Annotated in this window: 17 protein-coding genes and 1 tRNA gene; 6 read left to right on the top strand and 12 right to left on the bottom strand. The window is 49.6% G+C overall.

Annotation, left to right across the window (positions count from 1 at the left end):
- Nucleotides 1-2 precede the first annotated feature (2 nt).
- Nucleotides 3-740 carry a tol-pal system protein YbgF gene (gene ybgF, locus Hfont_RS05555; protein WP_112991301.1) on the top strand — a complete coding sequence of 246 codons (738 nt, stop codon included), beginning with the start codon at nucleotides 3-5 and terminating at the stop codon, nucleotides 738-740.
- Nucleotides 741-998: 258 nt separating this feature from the next.
- A tRNA-Lys gene (locus tag Hfont_RS05550) sits at nucleotides 999-1,074 on the top strand.
- Between the two features lie 212 nt (nucleotides 1,075-1,286).
- On the opposite strand, the gene Hfont_RS05545 is transcribed toward Hfont_RS05550, so the two are convergent.
- From Hfont_RS05545 to Hfont_RS05510, 8 genes are all read right to left on the bottom strand, one after another.
- Nucleotides 1,287-1,640 (bottom strand): PilZ domain-containing protein, encoded by a 354-nt coding sequence (locus tag Hfont_RS05545; protein ID WP_112991300.1) that lies wholly within the window; start codon nucleotides 1,638-1,640, stop codon nucleotides 1,287-1,289.
- Between the two features lie 128 nt (nucleotides 1,641-1,768).
- On the bottom strand, nucleotides 1,769-2,641 hold the full coding sequence (locus Hfont_RS05540) for an ABC transporter permease (protein WP_181666416.1): 873 nt from the start codon (nucleotides 2,639-2,641) through the stop codon (nucleotides 1,769-1,771).
- Nucleotides 2,634-3,566 (bottom strand): ABC transporter ATP-binding protein, encoded by a 933-nt coding sequence (locus Hfont_RS05535; RefSeq protein ID WP_241523016.1) that lies wholly within the window; start codon nucleotides 3,564-3,566, stop codon nucleotides 2,634-2,636. Before Hfont_RS05535 ends, Hfont_RS05540 begins: the two co-directional genes overlap by 8 nt.
- A gap of 1 nt (nucleotide 3,567) precedes the next feature.
- Entirely contained in the window at nucleotides 3,568-4,572 is a 1,005-nt protein-coding gene (locus Hfont_RS05530) for an ABC transporter substrate-binding protein (protein WP_112991298.1), read from the bottom strand.
- Between the two features lie 2 nt (nucleotides 4,573-4,574).
- Nucleotides 4,575-5,627: an ABC transporter substrate-binding protein gene (locus Hfont_RS05525; RefSeq protein ID WP_112991297.1), complete on the bottom strand. Its 1,053-nt coding sequence runs from the start codon at nucleotides 5,625-5,627 to the stop codon at nucleotides 4,575-4,577.
- A 95-nt stretch (nucleotides 5,628-5,722) separates the two neighbouring features.
- Nucleotides 5,723-6,616, bottom strand: a complete 894-nt coding sequence (locus Hfont_RS05520) for a TauD/TfdA dioxygenase family protein (RefSeq protein ID WP_112991296.1) — start codon at nucleotides 6,614-6,616, stop codon at nucleotides 5,723-5,725.
- 168 nt (nucleotides 6,617-6,784) lie between these two features.
- A complete protein-coding gene (gene epsC / locus Hfont_RS05515; RefSeq protein WP_112991295.1) occupies nucleotides 6,785-7,747 on the bottom strand; it encodes a serine O-acetyltransferase EpsC in 963 nt (320 codons plus the stop codon).
- Nucleotides 7,748-8,148: 401 nt separating this feature from the next.
- A complete protein-coding gene (locus Hfont_RS05510) occupies nucleotides 8,149-8,424 on the bottom strand; it encodes a hypothetical protein (RefSeq protein WP_112991726.1) in 276 nt (91 codons plus the stop codon).
- Nucleotides 8,425-8,781: 357 nt separating this feature from the next.
- Between Hfont_RS05510 and Hfont_RS05505 the strand changes: the two genes are divergently transcribed.
- From Hfont_RS05505 to Hfont_RS05495, 3 genes are all read left to right on the top strand, one after another.
- A complete protein-coding gene (locus Hfont_RS05505) occupies nucleotides 8,782-9,036 on the top strand; it encodes a hypothetical protein (RefSeq protein ID WP_112991294.1) in 255 nt (84 codons plus the stop codon).
- A 79-nt stretch (nucleotides 9,037-9,115) separates the two neighbouring features.
- Complete coding sequence (locus Hfont_RS05500; protein WP_112991293.1) at nucleotides 9,116-9,463, top strand: ElaB/YgaM/YqjD family protein; 348 nt, start codon at nucleotides 9,116-9,118, stop codon at nucleotides 9,461-9,463.
- 197 nt (nucleotides 9,464-9,660) lie between these two features.
- The gene (locus Hfont_RS05495; RefSeq protein ID WP_112991292.1) at nucleotides 9,661-9,804 is read left to right on the top strand and encodes an entericidin A/B family lipoprotein; all 144 of its coding nucleotides are present in this window, start codon (nucleotides 9,661-9,663) and stop codon (nucleotides 9,802-9,804) included.
- Between the two features lie 122 nt (nucleotides 9,805-9,926).
- Here the strand turns inward: Hfont_RS05495 and Hfont_RS05490 are convergent, their stop codons facing one another.
- The 3 genes from Hfont_RS05490 to dusA all read right to left on the bottom strand — a co-directional run bounded on the left by Hfont_RS05490 (nucleotide 9,927) and on the right by dusA (nucleotide 12,442).
- The gene (locus Hfont_RS05490; RefSeq protein WP_162845863.1) at nucleotides 9,927-10,472 is read right to left on the bottom strand and encodes a DUF421 domain-containing protein; all 546 of its coding nucleotides are present in this window, start codon (nucleotides 10,470-10,472) and stop codon (nucleotides 9,927-9,929) included.
- Nucleotides 10,473-10,675: 203 nt separating this feature from the next.
- Nucleotides 10,676-11,134 carry a BON domain-containing protein gene (locus Hfont_RS05485; protein WP_112991291.1) on the bottom strand — a complete coding sequence of 153 codons (459 nt, stop codon included), beginning with the start codon at nucleotides 11,132-11,134 and terminating at the stop codon, nucleotides 10,676-10,678.
- 294 nt (nucleotides 11,135-11,428) lie between these two features.
- Nucleotides 11,429-12,442 carry a tRNA dihydrouridine(20/20a) synthase DusA gene (gene dusA, locus Hfont_RS05480; RefSeq protein WP_181666415.1) on the bottom strand — a complete coding sequence of 338 codons (1,014 nt, stop codon included), beginning with the start codon at nucleotides 12,440-12,442 and terminating at the stop codon, nucleotides 11,429-11,431.
- A gap of 238 nt (nucleotides 12,443-12,680) precedes the next feature.
- Between dusA and aptA the strand changes: the two genes are divergently transcribed.
- A complete protein-coding gene (aptA, locus tag Hfont_RS05475) occupies nucleotides 12,681-14,000 on the top strand; it encodes an omega-aminotransferase AptA (protein WP_112991288.1) in 1,320 nt (439 codons plus the stop codon).
- Nucleotides 14,001-14,167: 167 nt separating this feature from the next.
- Here aptA and typA read toward each other — a convergent pair whose 3' ends face one another.
- Nucleotides 14,168-16,003, bottom strand: coding sequence for a translational GTPase TypA (typA, locus tag Hfont_RS05470; protein WP_112991286.1), 1,836 nt, complete (start codon nucleotides 16,001-16,003; stop codon nucleotides 14,168-14,170).
- Nucleotides 16,004-16,102: the final 99 nt, after the last annotated feature.

Below are 16,102 nucleotides of genomic sequence, written 5' to 3'. Positions count from 1 at the left end.
GAATGGCAATGATTAAAAAAACCCTGATTGCGGCCTTGATGGCCGCATTTTCTTGTGCGTCGCTGTCAGCGCATGCCGCGCTGTTCGGCGACGACGAAGCGCGCCGCGCGATCCTCGATGTACGTACCAAGGTCGATAGTCTGCAGCAAAGCAAAGCGGATAATTCTGCGGTGCTTGAACTATCGAATCAAAACGACCAACTGCGTCAGGAAATTGCACGCCTCAACGGTCAGATCGAAGTACTGTCCAATGAAGTTGCAAATATCCAGCAGCGTCAAAAAGATTTTTACGTCGACCTCGATAATCGCCTGCGCAAACTCGAACCGCAAGTCGTTGCAGTCGATGGCAAGGACGCGACAGTTGAATTGTCCGAGCAACGTACTTACGACAATGCACTCGCGCTCTTCAAGGCCGCCGATTATAAAAAATCCGGTACCGCTTTTGTCGACTTTCTGCAGCGTTACCCACAATCTGCATACGCCCCTTCCGCACAATACTGGATAGGCAATGCTTACTATGCGCAACGCGATTATAAAAATGCGATCGCGGCACAGCAAACGCTGCTGAAAAAATATCCAGGTAATCCAAAAGGTGCGGATGCCTTGTTGAACATTGCCAGCTCATATACAGAGTTGAAGGATAGACCTGCCGCGAAAAAAGCATTGGAGTCACTGGTTGCCCAGTACCCTAACGCTCCTGCAGCGCAGATTGCGAAAGAACGTCTGGCCAATTTCAAATAATTCGCATGTAAGCATGGCCCACGCGATGCATGCATCGAATTGAAAAGCTGACATTTTTTCAATATCACAAAAAAAATCACCCATTAGTAGGGTGATTTTTTTGTCTTCAGAGGGAAAACACTTGGGCCTGGATCGCATCGCACCCAGCGTATACGCTGGGAAAATCAATGATTCATGTCGTGCCAATAAACATTAGATAAAAAGTTGGTATGTGATTGACACAGGCTATAAGAGTTCTCTATAATAGCTCTCTTTCGGGGGTCGTTAGCTCAGCTGGTAGAGCAGCGGACTTTTAATCCGTTGGTCGCAGGTTCGAATCCCGCACGGCCTACCACGAATTCACAAGGGTCTAGATGAAAATCTAGACCCTTTCGTGTTTCTGGCGATGTAAGTAGCGACTCATCAAAAGCAGGCGCTTACGAAATATCCCGCCCGCCTTCCGGCAATCTCTTCAAATTTTTATAAACTGAAATATTCAGCTACTCACCAGCGTGCGTAATCGCATAGCGTTAAGTAAAGCGGTGTCCAAAATTTTAACGGCAATGATTACAGTGACTCTTGCATGATGTGTGCGATATGCTTTTTGTGAAGTGCATCGCCTGAAGCAAGCGCAAAGCCGACACGGAATCCTTCCGTACCCACCAGCACGCAATAACTCACTCTGCCCTTGAACTCCAATGGTGTCGTTTTCTGTTTGATAGTGACGTTGAATGCAAGGCTGGCGGAATGGCCAATCTCCAAGGGGGTATCGACCATGATATTCAAATCCTGCGCAGAGATATCGATGGTTCTCGCATGAGAGGTTTGATTATTCCCCGAGGTAAGAATCGCACGTCGGCGAAAAATCTTTCTGTCAGTCGGTCTTTGTACCTGCGCGAGCATGAGTTGATGTGCGGTCATATTGTTCTTCGCCTTTTTAATTGAATTCGTTGCTGCCTGAAGACCACTTCATGGAAACTTCATCTTACGAATTCCTTGAAAAAAACAAACGAATGTTTTGCGATATCAATATGACGAAAATAAAATACTTATCGTTGCATGCCCCAGCGTTGCACTGTGACTCTTTCCAAAGTGCGGAACACGATGTTCTCCACCAGCAGTCCAATCAAGATGACTGTAGCAAGTCCGGCAAACACCTTGTCGGTATACAGCTCATTACGGTTCTGGAAAATATACCAGCCGAGGCCACCCTTGCCTGACGACGCGCCGAATACAAGTTCAGCTGCGATCAGAGTGCGCCATGCAAATGCCCAGCCTATTTTCAAACCGGAGAGAATCGCAGGCAGTGCAGCCGGCACCAACACTTGCAGCACATAAGGCAAACCGCGCAAACCATAATTGCGACCAGCCATACGCAAAGTTTCCGGCACGCCCTGGAAACCTGCGTAAGTATTCAAAGCCAATGGCCACAGCACGGAATGCACCAGTACAAATACCAGACTGCCGCGCCCCAAGCCGAACCACAACAAGGCCAACGGTAGCAAAGCGATCGCCGGCAAGGGATTGAGCATGGACGTCAAGGTGTCCAGCAGATCGCGACCCAGTTGAGTAGAAACCGCCAGCGTCGTCAATGCAAATGCCACCAGCACACCGATGAAATAGCCTTGCAATAACACCGATAAAGAAATCGCGACCTTCTCTATCAATTCGCCACTGATCACGCCTTCTACCAGCGCATGAGTAGTGGCGACGAAGGTTGGAAACAGCAAATCATTATTCTGCCAACGCGCAGCCAGTTCCCAGATCACGGCCAGCACAATCAGGATTACACCTTTGCGCAACCAGCCTTGCGCCCACAAACGCGATGTAAACGACAAACGGCGCTCAACTGCAATTTCGTTGAATGTTTGCAAGGGCAATTCATATTCAGGCCGGACAGGCGGATGCAAGGTATTACTCATGATGAACTACGCTTTCCTGCTCTTCTTCAAACAGCATGTGATGTATGCGTTGTGCGGTACTTTGAAACTCGGCGCTACCGGAACTTGCCAGATTGAAGTCGTGGCTATTGATTTCTGCACGCATGCGACCAGGATGTGGCGACAGCAAGGCAATGCGATTGCCGACGATCAGCGCTTCTTCAATCGAGTGAGTAACGAAGAGCAGCGTGAACCTGACTTCGTCCCAAAGCTGCAAGAGTTCTTCCTGCATCTTGCGACGCGTCAATGCATCGAGCGCAGCGAAAGGCTCATCCATCAACAACACACGCGGCTGCATCGCCAAGGCCCTGGCAATCGCGACGCGCTGCTTCATGCCGCCAGACAGTTGATGCGGATGGACATCGGCAAACTTGGAAAGACCAACTTTGGCTAGATAATGCAAGGCGCGCTCTTCCGCTTCTTTTCTGCCCAAAGTACCGGATGCTTTCAGCGGAAAGACCACATTCTGTTTCACCGTTTTCCACGGTGACAGTTGATCGAATTCCTGGAAGACGACAATACGGTCCGGACCTGGCGCAGTCACACGCTGACCGCCCAAACGAATCTCGCCTTCGACCGGTGCGATAAAACCGCCCACCGCTTTCAGCAAGGTCGACTTGCCGCACCCCGAAGGGCCGAGTAATACAAAGCGATCGGCTTCATGCATATCGAAGCTGACGCGATGCGTCGCACGGACCACGCGCTCATGCGTGCGGTATTCGAGGCTGACACCATCAACCTGTAACAAAGGCGAAACCGCCGTCACCGCTTCTGTATGGCGAGACGGCGCTGCATCGCGTCCGGGCGCTACCAGCGGACCAAAGTCGGGAGCACGGTGTAATGCACTCACACCGCTATTCAAAATAGGTTCACCCGCAGCTTGCGTGGCTAGTCGCGCGCCCAGCATCTTAGCTACCCTGCTGCGTGTAGGCTTCTTCGAAGAAGTAATCCTTCCACGATGCAGCCTTGTTTTTAATCACGCCGAGTTTATGCAATTCATCTGCATAGACGAAGGTACGGTGTGGCGAAATGGTGAAGTCATTTTCTGGATCTTCAACGATGCTGCGCACCAGCTCTGGTTCGAGTTTCGATTTCTGCACACGGATGAAGGTATCAGCAGCCTTGGCCTTGTTGGCCTTGATGAATTGCGATGCTTCCAGCAACGCGTTGTAGAAAGCCTTGTAGGTTTTTGGATTCTCGTCATGGAACTTTTGCGTCGTGTACAACACGTTAAACGTCGCAGGTCCGCCTAGGATGTCGTATGAGCTGATCACCTTGTGCACGTTCTTGTTCGCAGCCAAGGCCTGATAGTAGAACGGCGCGCTGGAGAAATGCGTGTTGATTTCAGAACCGCCAGCAATCAAGGCAACCGTCGCGTCAGGATGCGGCAAGCTGACCGAAATATTATCGAATTTTTTGAAATTATCTTTACCAAACTGACGCGCAGTTTCTATCTGCAAGGTACGCGACTGGAAACCGACACCAGCTGCAGGCACCGCAATGCGGTCTTTGTCGCTCAGATCCTTCAGCGTTTTGACTGCAGGATTATTCGACAACAAATAGTTAGGCAGGGAACCGAGTGCAGCCACTGCTTTCACATTCTGCTTGCCCTTGGTTCTATCCCACATCGTCAACATAGGTGGCACGCCAGCCGAGACGACGTCGAGTGCGCCTGCCAGCAAAGCTTCGTTCATTGCAGTTGCGCCAGAGATGCTGGACCATTCAACGTCAATATTGACGCCTTGCTGCTTGCCGTGTTTTTCAATCAGCTTTTGATCGCGTACTACGTCGAGAATCAGATAACCGATACCGAATTGCTGTGCGATGCTGATCTTGCCTTCGGCATGCGCCGTACCGCTCAACAGAGCCAGTCCCAGGCTGATGCCGCTTAATAGGAATTTTGTTGCTTTCATGTTTAATTACCCGCTACGTTGTGCGCATCGTCGAAGAAATAGTCTTTTGCCGATGCAGGTTTGTTTTTGATGGCACCGATGCGATGCATGAATTCCGCCAGCGTGTAAGTGTTCTGTGGCGTAATCTTGAATTGGACTTCAGGATTCTTGATGATCTTCCGCAAAAGATTGCGGTCGATATTTGCATTGCTGACCTTGATATAGATGTCAGCCGCTTTTTCAGGATTCTTTGTAATGAACTGTGCTGCTTCTGCCAGCGCATCGACGAAAGCCTTGTAAGTCTTAGGATTGTCGTTGCGGAATTTTTCAGTCGCGTACAACACGGTTGCCGATGCCGGACCACCTAGCACTTGATACGAGTTCAAGACAATGCGCGCGTTTGGATTACCTGCCAATTCTTGTTCCTGAAAAGGAGGATTGCCGAAGTGACCGGTGATCTCGGTGCCACCCTTGATGATTGCAGCTGCAGCATCTGGATGCGGCACCGCAACGCTGAATTTGTCGAGTCGTGCGAACTCCTTATCACCCCACAGCTTGGCCGAAGCCAGTTGCAAGATGCGTGACTGCACCGAGACGCCAACTGCTGGCACAGCAATCCGATCCTTGTCCGTAAAATCAGCAATGCTTTTCACCGCTGGATTATTGGTTACTAGGTAGTATGGGAAATTACCCAATGAAGCAATGCCCTTCACATTTTGCTTACCCAGGGTGCGATCCCATATCGTCAGCAACGGACCAACGCCCGCACCTGCAATATCGATGGAACCCGACAGCAATGCATCGTTGACAGCAGAGCCGCCGGAGAGCTTCAGCCATTCGACATCCACATCGACACCATTTTTCTTGCCATGTTTTTCAATCAGTTTTTGATCCTGCGCAACGTTAAGCAGCAGATAGACGATACCGAACTGCTCAGCGATGCGTATCTTTCCTTCAGCGCGCGCTGTTTGCGCCGACAGCAGTGAAACCACAATCGCGGCGACGCACAGAACTACACCTAGCCAGCGGCGACGCGGTGCATGATGGCTACGATATGTACGAGATGAATGCGACATGAACTCTCCGTGTATGAATTTTTATTCAGAGTTAAATGCAAGGAGTTGGACACATCCAAATGAATGCATCCAAATACAGCAATTAGTTATAGCAATTAAAAAGGCAGATCGCCTTCAATCGTGGTGCGATACAACTTGCGGCGTTGATCGTCCGGACAACCGCCAGCCAGATGCATCAATGAGCGGTTATCCCAAAACACCAGGTCATGCGGCAGGTAATGGTGGCGATAAACGTGCTCAGGTTTGACGCTGTGCTCGAATAATTGATGCAGCAGATCGCGACTCTCATCGTCGGGCAAGCCGGCTATGCGCGTCGTGAAATGTTCGCTGACGAACAAGGCTTTGCGACCGGTTTCTGGATGCGTACGCACAATAGGTTGGAGTACCGGTTTGACCTTGGCAATTTGCTCAGCAGTCAAATTAGGACGCCAAGGATTGCGACGTTGCAGCTCGGCGTATTGCGCAAGATAGCTGTGTTCAGCCTTCAGATTGCTTACCTTGCGTTGCAGAACAGGATCCAGCGTGTCCCATGCCAGATGCATATTGGCAAACAGCGTATCGCCGCCTTCAGCTGGCAGCTCCTGCGCATGTAACATTGACCCCAGGCTCGGCAATTCGACATACGACAAGTCTGAATGCCAGAAGTGACCGGCATCGCCCAAGCCGATAGGTTCGCCGTTTTCCTTGATGTTCGAGATGATCAGAATCTCTGGATAAGCAGTCAACTGGAACTGATGCAGTACATGGATCTGCAAAGCACCGAAGCGACGGCTGAATGCAATTTGCTGTTCTGGTGTAATGCGTTGATCGCGGAATATCAACAGGTGATGATCCAAATGTGCCTGATGCACGCGCTTGAATTCATCCTGTGGCAATGCACGGGTCAGGTCGAGAGCTATGATCTCTGCGCCTAGCGGGCCATTGAATGGATTTACCTTGAATGCTGAAGTGGTCACCACTTCAGGTTCGGAAATAATTGCTGCGTACATAATAAGAAAACTCGTTTTATCCAGATAAGAAAAATCAGTTTATCTGGCGAGCTCTCTGCAGCAAACGAATGTTATTTTCTAACCATATGCGATTTGTGATTTACGAAGCAGCATCCGTATAACAATACCCAACATATACAAATTCGCGCAATTTTCCTCGGAAGCGGACTAGTGATTACGTGTTTGCGCCTGCGTGATGCTGCTGGCAGGCGGCACGGTTTGTGTCAGCCAGACACCACCACCTATCGTCGATCCTTTACCAATCGTGATACGTCCCAGCACAGTCGCACCGGCGTAAATCACGACATCGTCTTCAACGATAGGATGACGTGCATTGCCTTTGATCAGCACGCCGTTTTCATCAGTCGGAAAGCGTTTTGCACCTAGCGTTACCGCTTGATACAAGCGTACGCGTTGTCCAATGACGGCGGTTTCGCCTATCACGACGCCGGTGCCATGATCGATAAAGAAGCTGCCGCCAATTTCCGCGCCGGGATGAATATCTATACCTGTCGTTGAATGCGCAATGCTTGAAATCAGGCGCGCCAGGAAAGGAGAACCCAGATTATGTAATGCGTGTGCAAAGCGGTGATAAATGATCGCCGTCATGCCGGGATAGCAGAGCAGAATTTCCGACACGCTATGCGCAGCAGGATCCCCTTGATAGGCCGCCTGTAGATCGGTCACCAACAGATCACGGATATAGCGCAATTGCTCGGCAAAGTTACGCGTGATCTGCAAGGCTTCACGCTCTAAAGTTTCATGGCTGATATTGACTGGCTGATCGCTCTCTTTACCGTCCGCATCATGGTGCGAGATAAAAAGCAAACCACGACGTACCTGTTCGGCCAGATCATTCAATGCGACGTTCAGTTTCTCACCGACGAAGTAATCGATGCTTTCATCAGTCAGATCTGGCTGGCCGTAATGTGTAGGGAACAGAGCTGCCGACAGACCGCCCAGAATATTCGTTAATGCTTCGCGTGATGGCAATTCACGGATCTGCCCACGGTAGCGGATGTTATGTGTTTCTTCTCGCGATTCACGCAAGGAACGGATGATGTCGTTCAGCCCCCAGGTTCCGGCTGCAACAGGAACGACAAGCTCTAGTGATGGACGCAGATTTGACATGGTATGCAGTGGAAGCCGGTGGAGAAAAAAATCGATAGTCGACCGAAATCGACTATCGGAAAACTACCAAGAGATGAAACATCATGAAGACATGGAAATTATAGGAGCGTGTTCAAGCGCTTGAATACGAATAAAACCGCATATCCAAAAACGAAAAATGCTGGATGGTGAGGATGGCCCATCTATAGGGAAGATATACGTCCTCGTTCTGAGCCGACGTATGGATGCACGGCGATGATGCAGGTAAAGGCATTCAAAATTTCATGAAATATTTCAATTCCCGAATGAGTCATTACACAGCATTGTGGTCAGGCCTTGCATCGTCAGCATGATTGCTGGCTGCGCACTGCAACATCGAGGTGAGATCTAGTGAGGAGTAAACCAGATGCGATTCAACGCAGCTATAAAGGGGGAGTGAGACGCCGCTCGCCTTTTCGTCTGCATAGGAAAGGCTGTTGTTCGTCCTTGACAGTCACCTTGGCTCTACGTGCATTGGAAAATATCTGACCAATATATTGCATATCGCTCTCTATGCTATAGACACGTTCCAGTTTTTCTTCTGAAACAGCGAGTGCAACCAGCGATTGCAAGGCTTTGAGATACAGCTGCCTGTCGTGGCGTTCGAGTTTGCAGAATGCGGTGGCCAGTTCGCTGATAGCCTGATCGATTCGTTTCATGGCGCACATTGAAAAGTGATCAAAACCATTATCAACATAGCGCAATTATTCTTAAAGTTCCATCTGTAACTCCGTTAAACAGCCGACATAAGTTTGTCAATTTACGCCAAAAAAATAAAATATGCGGCTAGCTGAAAATTGGTCAGAGACATGCATCAAGACACAAAATACACATCAAACAGCATAAGAAAAAACGGAAATTGATGGCGCATTTTTACAGCATTTTCCACACAATAAAATTGTCCCGACAAGTAAAAAATTTGATAAATAAATGCTTTTTATCGAATCATTCCACCTCAGCATGGTCTGACCATTAACAAAATGAAAGTTTGTACCTCATTTACATAAGGTAAAACCATGTTGAACCGAAATGAGTGGGACCAGTTTCATATTGAATTGAAACAACGCTTTGAAGACTTGGTGAGTTGGGCTGTTGCACACAGGCCAGATCACAGCCCTCCGCTGTCGTCGGCCGATTTTGAAACAGCCAGAAAAGAAATCATGAAACTTGCAGTCCAAGATTTAAATATTGGCGAACGCAATGCAAAGATACCCGAGCCGGCAGAAAACGGGCCGCAATATGTCAACCTCAATCCGGCACCTTGGCCATGATGGATGAGCGGTCATATCAAGTTGAACTTACTTAAATCAGCATCCACTTGTTTTATTAATCAATGACAAAGGAACTACCATGAGCTCAAATACTTCCACCCTGCCAGCCCAAAGCACAAAATCTGTGCCACCTACGACAGCCACTTTGCGCGAAGATTTGCAAACATTGAAATCAGATCTCGATACCTTGCTTGCTCATGCTACTGAACTGACCGACGTAGAACTGCATGATGCGCAAGAACGTATTCTGGCTAAATTCAGTTCTTTGCGTTTTGCTGCAAAAGGCATTGCTGTCGAAGCCGGTCGCCAGTTTCATCACGGCGTCGAGGTAACCACCGGCTATGTAAAAGAAAAGCCAATACAATCGATTGCATTGGCAGTTGGCTTCGGCACACTTCTGGGCGTCCTTATCAGTGGACGCAAATAATATCGAACTCTCTTCAGTCTTTCGCTTGATCAATTGATTCATTAAATTGATTAAATGAACTTTACCGCAAGCTGCTGTCCAATTATCAAGTTGCTTGACCACATACGGAAAAGTGACATGAACGTTTTCCAGCATTCATACTGGAAAAATAAAGGAGGCGTTCTTACGCTTATCCACTTAACTGAAAGGAAAACATCATGAAAAAAATCATTTCCATTATGTGTCTCGTAGCCATGAGCGTTGGCCTGTCTGCATGTAACACCATTAAAGGTGTAGGCAAGGATGTGGAGCGTGGCGGTGAAAAAGTACAAGACGCTGCAACTGACGCTCAACGACGTTAAGCGTCAGCAGTCGATAAAAAGCGTGAAGAGATTCACGCTTTTTTTGTATCTGCATCGTACTTACAATTGTCGGCCACTGCCTAGGCAAGCTATTAAGTCACTTTCCTATCCCCTACTTGGGCTTACATACTTTCAGAACGCGAAGGACTGTGCGGATTATGATGTTCACTGCCTGCTTTCTTGATCACACTGAATCCGCCGTCAGACTCAAGATAAGCAGCGCGCACCTGGTCGAGAGACTCGACGCCATCCATCCTTAAATGTCCCCATAATTCATCGTCGGTAATAAACTCGCGGCGCATATTGCGCTTTAACATGCGACCATCTTTGACCAGACATAAGCTGGCCGGCGTGGCAAATCGACGGAATGCGGGAAAGTAAAAAGCAAATCTGTCGAAGGCAAGATTCCATCCGACCATCACCGCTATCAGTACCATGCCATCGGTGATGGTTTTATAGTCACCGGACATCGCGTTTTGCGACGCATCGGCGATGATCACCAGGATCAGAATATCTGCAATGCCTATCGCGCCCACGTCACGTGGAATGACAAAGCGAAAGACTATGAAGAGGAACCAGTAGATCGCCGTTCCGCGAATGATCATTTCCGATATCGGAACGCTGAAACCGAACAACTCGGCCCAATCAATACCAAGCAAGATAGCCATTGCGCCCTCGAAAAGAATGACGATTACGTCGAACGATCGTCGATTTAACGACGCAACGTTTTAATCAATCGCTCAGCAAAAAAATTAACCGCAGCGGATTTGATATCCGGTTGCGGTCAACTCATGCATCAAAATTTAGTCAGTACAAGCAAGCATGAACCAGTACGTATTCGCTGATCCTTCAGCTTGCTTGCGACGGACTTTTATTTTTTGATCGTGAGATTGTTGATTACAGATTTCACGCCTGCCACATCAGTCGCGAGTTTACCGGCACGATCAATCTGAGTTTGATTATTGACGGCACCATTCAAGGTCACCACCGCTTTGGATGTATCTACATTCACATCCAGACCTTTGACGTCAGAATCGGCCAGCAACGCAGTTTTCACTTTAGTCGTGATGACCGTGTCATCCACAACGCTACCTGGTAGTTGATCGTTGGCGGCGCTAGTGTCGGCAGGAGTAACTGGAGCAGGCGCAGCTGGAGCGGTTGCAGGCGGTGCGCTAGATGCTGGTGCCGGCATGGTCGCTGGCGATTCTGCAGGCGGCGTAGCACCGGTTGCAGTATCTGCCGCACGACGTTCGCAGCCAGTTGCAAACAATACAGTCAAGACAGCTGCTGCAAGAACAACGCGGGAATTATTTGGCAATGCTTTCATCATGATTTCCTTTCAGGGAATAAGAAATACCAATTCCACTCAAAACTACGGAAGTGGAGATTTCATATGGCACTTGAATTGAGAATCCGACTTGCCTTCAAGCAGCACTTAAAAACAGAATCGTTATTTTCTTGACCACACTGTTTTCAGAAGGTTCTCAATAAAAATTCTTGTTCAGGAAAAAGAAATGAGGACTAGCAAGATTTACATGTCCTGTAAAAATTACAGAACAAAAATGGACGAATGTAGAAAGAGAAATTGCAAATTGCCACTCTCTTGTCGCAGCAAGATACAGCGCTACGCTGCAATCGGTTGCATGCGCGCCAAAGCCTGCAATAACAAATCGGGATCGCCCAGCGCCAGCTTTTTAGAGTCCGACAAGGTTTGGCGGAAGGCGCGTGCATTCGGTAGCCCCGCCATCAAACCCAGCATGTGACGTGTGATGCTGTTTAACTTCAAACCGCCACCCTTTTCACTCTTGCCGTGCTTCTCAAGCTGAGACTGAATATATGGAATCATTGCATGCAATACTTCTGCACGCGTTTTCGGCACAGCGGTATCGCCGTAATAACGCGCATCGAAGGACGTCATCATGAACGGATTGTGATACGCCTCGCGGCCTATCATCACGCCGTCTACATGCAGCAGATGCGCATCGATTTCTTCCACTGTTTTGAAACCACCATTGATGATGATTTCCAGCCCGGGAAAATCTTTTTTCAACTGATGTGCAAACTCATAACGCAAAGGCGGAATCTCGCGATTTTCCTTCGGGCTCAAGCCTTTGAGTATCGCATTGCGCGCATGCGCGATAAAAGTATTGCAACCGGCATCGGCAACGGTACCGACAAAGTCGCGCACAAAATCATATGAAGTGATGTCATCGATGCCGATTCGGTGCTTGACCGTCACATCGATCTGCACGGCATCACGCATCGCCTTGACGCAATCCGCCACAAGCGATGCCTCACTCATCAGGCACGCGCCGAACGCACCTTTTTGCACGCGCTCTGAAGGACAACCGCAATTCAGATTAACTTCGTCATAGCCCCATTGCTCGCCTAGCTTGGCGCTCTTCGCCAGATCTGCCGGTTCACTGCCACCCAGTTGCAAGGCAACCGGATGCTCTTCATCGTTGAAATCCAGATGACGCGGCACATCGCCGTGCAACAAGGCACCGGTAGTCACCATTTCGGTATATAGCCAGGTATGACGACTGATCTGTCTATGAAACATGCGGCAATGCCTGTCCGTCCAATCCATCATTGGGGCAACAGAGATACGGCGCGAAGGAGTGTTATCTGGTTTCATTACTACTGACAAAAAAATGGAAGACCCGGCTTATCTCACGGCAAAGTAGTCGCAACAGCAAAGGGCAAAATTCAGAACAGCACGAAGTATACGCAAGATTGCGTAAGCTGGCTTTATTCTGTGCCTATCTTGTCATCCAGTCATGCATAACAAGATATGCACAGAGTTACGCTCTCTTTCGTCCCGTCCGCAAACGTAATACCATTAAGTTGATTACTTTTTGGAAATCATCCTGTCCATGACCAAAGCTCTCGATACCTCACACCTGTGGATGCCCTTCACTGCTAATCGTCAGTACAAGGCCAAGCCTCGTTTAATGGCTTCCGCGTCGGGCATGTATTACGCCACCGACGACGGCCGCAAGATTCTGGATGCTACGGCGGGCTTATGGTGCGTCAACGCAGGTCACTGCCACCCTAGAATCGTTGAGGCCGTGCAGAAGCAGGTCGCGATCATGGATTTCGCACCCACGTTTCAGATGGGCCATGCCAAGGCCTTTGAAGCCGCCACTGCCTTGGCTGAGATGGCGCCGGAAGGATTGAATCGCATCTTCTTTTGCAACGATGGTTCGGAAGGCGTCGATACGGCGCTGAAGATCGCACTAGCCTATCACCGCATGCGGGGCGATGCGGGACGCACACGATTGATAGGTCGCGAACGCGCGTATCACGGCGTCGGTTTTGGCGGGATTGCCGTCGGCGGTATCGCCGGCAATCGCAAGCAATTCGGCCCCGGCCTCGCTGCAGATCACCTGCGCCATCCACTGAATATCGAAAAGAATGCCTACTCGCGTGGCTTGCCCTTGCATGGCGCCGAGATAGCCGATGAATTGGAACAACGTCTACTCGCACTACACGACCCATCCACCGTTGCAGCAGTCATCGTCGAGCCACTGCAAGGATCGACCGGGGTCATTTTGCCGCCTAAAGGCTATCTGGAAAAAATCCGTGCGATCTGCGACAAGCACGGCATCCTGCTGATTTTCGATGAAGTCATCACCGGTTTTGGCCGTCTTGGCACAGCCTTCGGTGCGGATTTCTTCAAGGTCAAACCAGACATGATGGTCTGCGCCAAAGGCTTGACCAATGCCACCGTTCCTATGGGTGCGGTCATCGTTAAACAAGAGATACACGATGCCTTCATGGATGCTGCGCCAGCAGACACGATTGAGTTCTTCCACGGCTATACCTACTCTGGCCATCCGGTGGCAGCCGCAGCGGCAATTGCCACACTAGAAGTCTACAAGGAAGAACAACTCTTTGAACGTGCGGCAGAGATGTCATCATATTTTGAAGAAGCCGCACACAGTCTGAAAGGCCTGCCTTTCGTCAAAGACATACGCAATCTCGGTTTGGTGTGCGGCATCGAACTGGAAGGCATCACCGGCAAACCGGGCGCACGCGCTTACGACCTGTTCAACAAGGCGTTCTGGTACAAGGGCTTGCTGCTTCGTACAACAGCCGACGTGATTGCCTTATCGCCGCCCTTGATCATTAACAAAGCCCAGGTCGATGAGATTTTCGGCAGCATTGCGGATCTTTTGAAGGCTATCAAATAACAGCACATATGCATTACGTGCGTTTTCAGTTTCGTCCTAGCGTAAAAATCTGCTCAATAAAAAAAGCCCGCCGATCCTTGCGCCTTTAGAGGCACCAAGAATCAGCGGGCTTTTTGACTTGGACGGCTCAAATTATATTGAACCGTCACCTGTCACCTGCTTGTCAATTAAGATTCGCGGCCAGCTTTTTTACGCTCGTGTTCTTTCAAGTAACGCTTGCGCAAACGAATGCTCTTCGGTGTCACTTCAACCAGTTCGTCGTCGTCGATGAATTCAACAGCGTATTCCAGCGACATTTCGATAGGTGGTACGAGGCGCACCGCTTCATCGGTACCCGACGAACGAACGTTGGTCAGTTGTTTACCTTTGATCGGATTCACGACCAGATCGTTGTCACGTGAGTGAATACCGATGATCATGCCTTCATACACTGGATCGTTGTGGCTGACGAACATACGGCCGCGATCTTGCAGTTTCCAGATTGCGTAAGCAACAGCTGCGCCGTCATCTTGCGAAATCAGCACGCCGTTACGACGGCCACCGAGTTCACCCTTGGTGTTATCCACTGGTGCGTATTCGTCGAACACATGGCTCATCAAGCCGGTACCGCGTGTCAGCGTCATGAATTCGCCCTGGAAGCCGATCAAGCCGCGTGCAGGAATGCGGTATTCCAGACGAACACGACCTTTGCCGTCCGGTTCCATGTTTTGCAGGTCGCCACGGCGACGACCGAGTTCTTCCATGACGCCGCCCTGGTTGGCTTCTTCAACGTCAACGGTCAGGTTTTCATACGGCTCGTGGCGTACGCCATCCACCATTTTGAATACAACGCGAGGACGCGACACAGCCATCTCGAAACCTTCGCGACGCATGTTTTCGATCAGAATAGTCAGATGCAATTCGCCGCGACCCGACACTTCGTAGGTCGAATCGTCGTCTTCAGATTGCACAACGCGCAAAGCCATGTTCGCTTTCAATTCTTTTTCGAGACGATCACGGATTTGGCGCGTGGTCACGAACTTGCCTTCGCGGCCAGCCAGTGGCGAGCTGTTAACCATGAAGTTCATGGTCAATGTCGGTTCGTCGACTTTCAACATAGGCAGGCCGTTAGGCGCATCAACTGCACAGATGGTGGAACCGATGCTGATTTCTTCGATACCGTTGATCAGTACGATGTCGCCAGCCAGCGCTTCATCAACCAGAACACGATCCAGGCCTTTGAATGTCAGGACTTGATTGATACGTGCCTTGGTTGGCTTGTCTTCAGGACCATTCATCCAGACCACATCTTGCAACGCTTTTACGCGACCAGCCAGAATACGACCAACACCGATCTTGCCGACGTAGGAAGAATATTCCAGCGAAGTAATTTGCAATTGCAGTGGTGCATCAGGATCATCTTCACGCGCAGGAACGTGTTCCAGAATCGCGTCGAACAAAGGCTCCATATTGCCTTCGCGCACAGTATCTTCCAGACCTGCGTAGCCTTTAAAGCCCGATGCGTAAACGATAGGGAAATCCAGTTGTTCGTCGGTTGCGCCAAGCTTGTCGAACAATTCGAAAGTCGCGTTCACGGCTTTTTGTGGATCGGCGTTTTCACGATCGATCTTGTTGACGACAACGATAGGCTTCAAACCCAGCGCCAAAGCTTTACGCGTTACGAAACGCGTTTGTGGCATTGGGCCTTCTTGTGCATCGACCAGCAACAACACGCTATCAACCATCGACAGAACGCGTTCCACTTCACCACCGAAGTCGGCATGGCCTGGGGTATCAACGATGTTGATGTGTGTACCTTTGTACTCAACCGCGCAGTTTTTCGACAAGATCGTGATGCCACGTTCTTTTTCGATGTCGTTCGAGTCCATCACGCGGGCATCGACCTGCTGGTTGTCACGGAAAGTGCCTGATTGACGCAATAATTGGTCAACAAGCGTGGTTTTGCCGTGATCAACGTGAGCGATGATGGCAATGTTACGAATAGCGCGTTTTGAGTTTGACATGGTGTGTTTAGCGGTTGGGGGTGGTGCAGAATTTGAATAGCCGGATAGTATAGCATAGCCAACCTCGCCAAAGCCCGATAAACCTTGCTCTGTCAAGGA

Source organism: Herminiimonas fonticola (assembly GCF_003293745.1).
GTDB classification, from domain to species: domain Bacteria; phylum Pseudomonadota; class Gammaproteobacteria; order Burkholderiales; family Burkholderiaceae_D; genus Oxalicibacterium; species Oxalicibacterium fonticola.
Note: the sequence above shows the minus strand (reverse complement) of the source record. Positions and strands in the feature narration are given on the sequence as shown.

What these genes read in the sequence shown, in the direction of transcription:
- ybgF (WP_112991301.1), top strand. Translation starts at nt 3, where the DNA reads ATGGCAATGATTAAAAAAACCCTGATTGCGGCCTTGATGGCCGCATTT.
- Hfont_RS05545 (WP_112991300.1), bottom strand. Translation starts at nt 1,640, where the DNA reads ATGACCGCACATCAACTCATGCTCGCGCAGGTACAAAGACCGACTGAC.
- Hfont_RS05540 (WP_181666416.1), bottom strand. Translation starts at nt 2,641, where the DNA reads ATGAGTAATACCTTGCATCCGCCTGTCCGGCCTGAATATGAATTGCCC.
- Hfont_RS05535 (WP_241523016.1), bottom strand. Translation starts at nt 3,566, where the DNA reads ATGCTGGGCGCGCGACTAGCCACGCAAGCTGCGGGTGAACCTATTTTG.
- Hfont_RS05530 (WP_112991298.1), bottom strand. Translation starts at nt 4,572, where the DNA reads ATGAAAGCAACAAAATTCCTATTAAGCGGCATCAGCCTGGGACTGGCT.
- Hfont_RS05525 (WP_112991297.1), bottom strand. Translation starts at nt 5,627, where the DNA reads ATGTCGCATTCATCTCGTACATATCGTAGCCATCATGCACCGCGTCGC.
- Hfont_RS05520 (WP_112991296.1), bottom strand. Translation starts at nt 6,616, where the DNA reads ATGTACGCAGCAATTATTTCCGAACCTGAAGTGGTGACCACTTCAGCA.
- epsC (WP_112991295.1), bottom strand. Translation starts at nt 7,747, where the DNA reads ATGTCAAATCTGCGTCCATCACTAGAGCTTGTCGTTCCTGTTGCAGCC.
- Hfont_RS05510 (WP_112991726.1), bottom strand. Translation starts at nt 8,424, where the DNA reads ATGAAACGAATCGATCAGGCTATCAGCGAACTGGCCACCGCATTCTGC.
- Hfont_RS05505 (WP_112991294.1), top strand. Translation starts at nt 8,782, where the DNA reads ATGTTGAACCGAAATGAGTGGGACCAGTTTCATATTGAATTGAAACAA.
- Hfont_RS05500 (WP_112991293.1), top strand. Translation starts at nt 9,116, where the DNA reads ATGAGCTCAAATACTTCCACCCTGCCAGCCCAAAGCACAAAATCTGTG.
- Hfont_RS05495 (WP_112991292.1), top strand. Translation starts at nt 9,661, where the DNA reads ATGAAAAAAATCATTTCCATTATGTGTCTCGTAGCCATGAGCGTTGGC.
- Hfont_RS05490 (WP_162845863.1), bottom strand. Translation starts at nt 10,472, where the DNA reads ATGGCTATCTTGCTTGGTATTGATTGGGCCGAGTTGTTCGGTTTCAGC.
- Hfont_RS05485 (WP_112991291.1), bottom strand. Translation starts at nt 11,134, where the DNA reads ATGATGAAAGCATTGCCAAATAATTCCCGCGTTGTTCTTGCAGCAGCT.
- dusA (WP_181666415.1), bottom strand. Translation starts at nt 12,442, where the DNA reads ATGAAACCAGATAACACTCCTTCGCGCCGTATCTCTGTTGCCCCAATG.
- aptA (WP_112991288.1), top strand. Translation starts at nt 12,681, where the DNA reads ATGACCAAAGCTCTCGATACCTCACACCTGTGGATGCCCTTCACTGCT.
- typA (WP_112991286.1), bottom strand. Translation starts at nt 16,003, where the DNA reads ATGTCAAACTCAAAACGCGCTATTCGTAACATTGCCATCATCGCTCAC.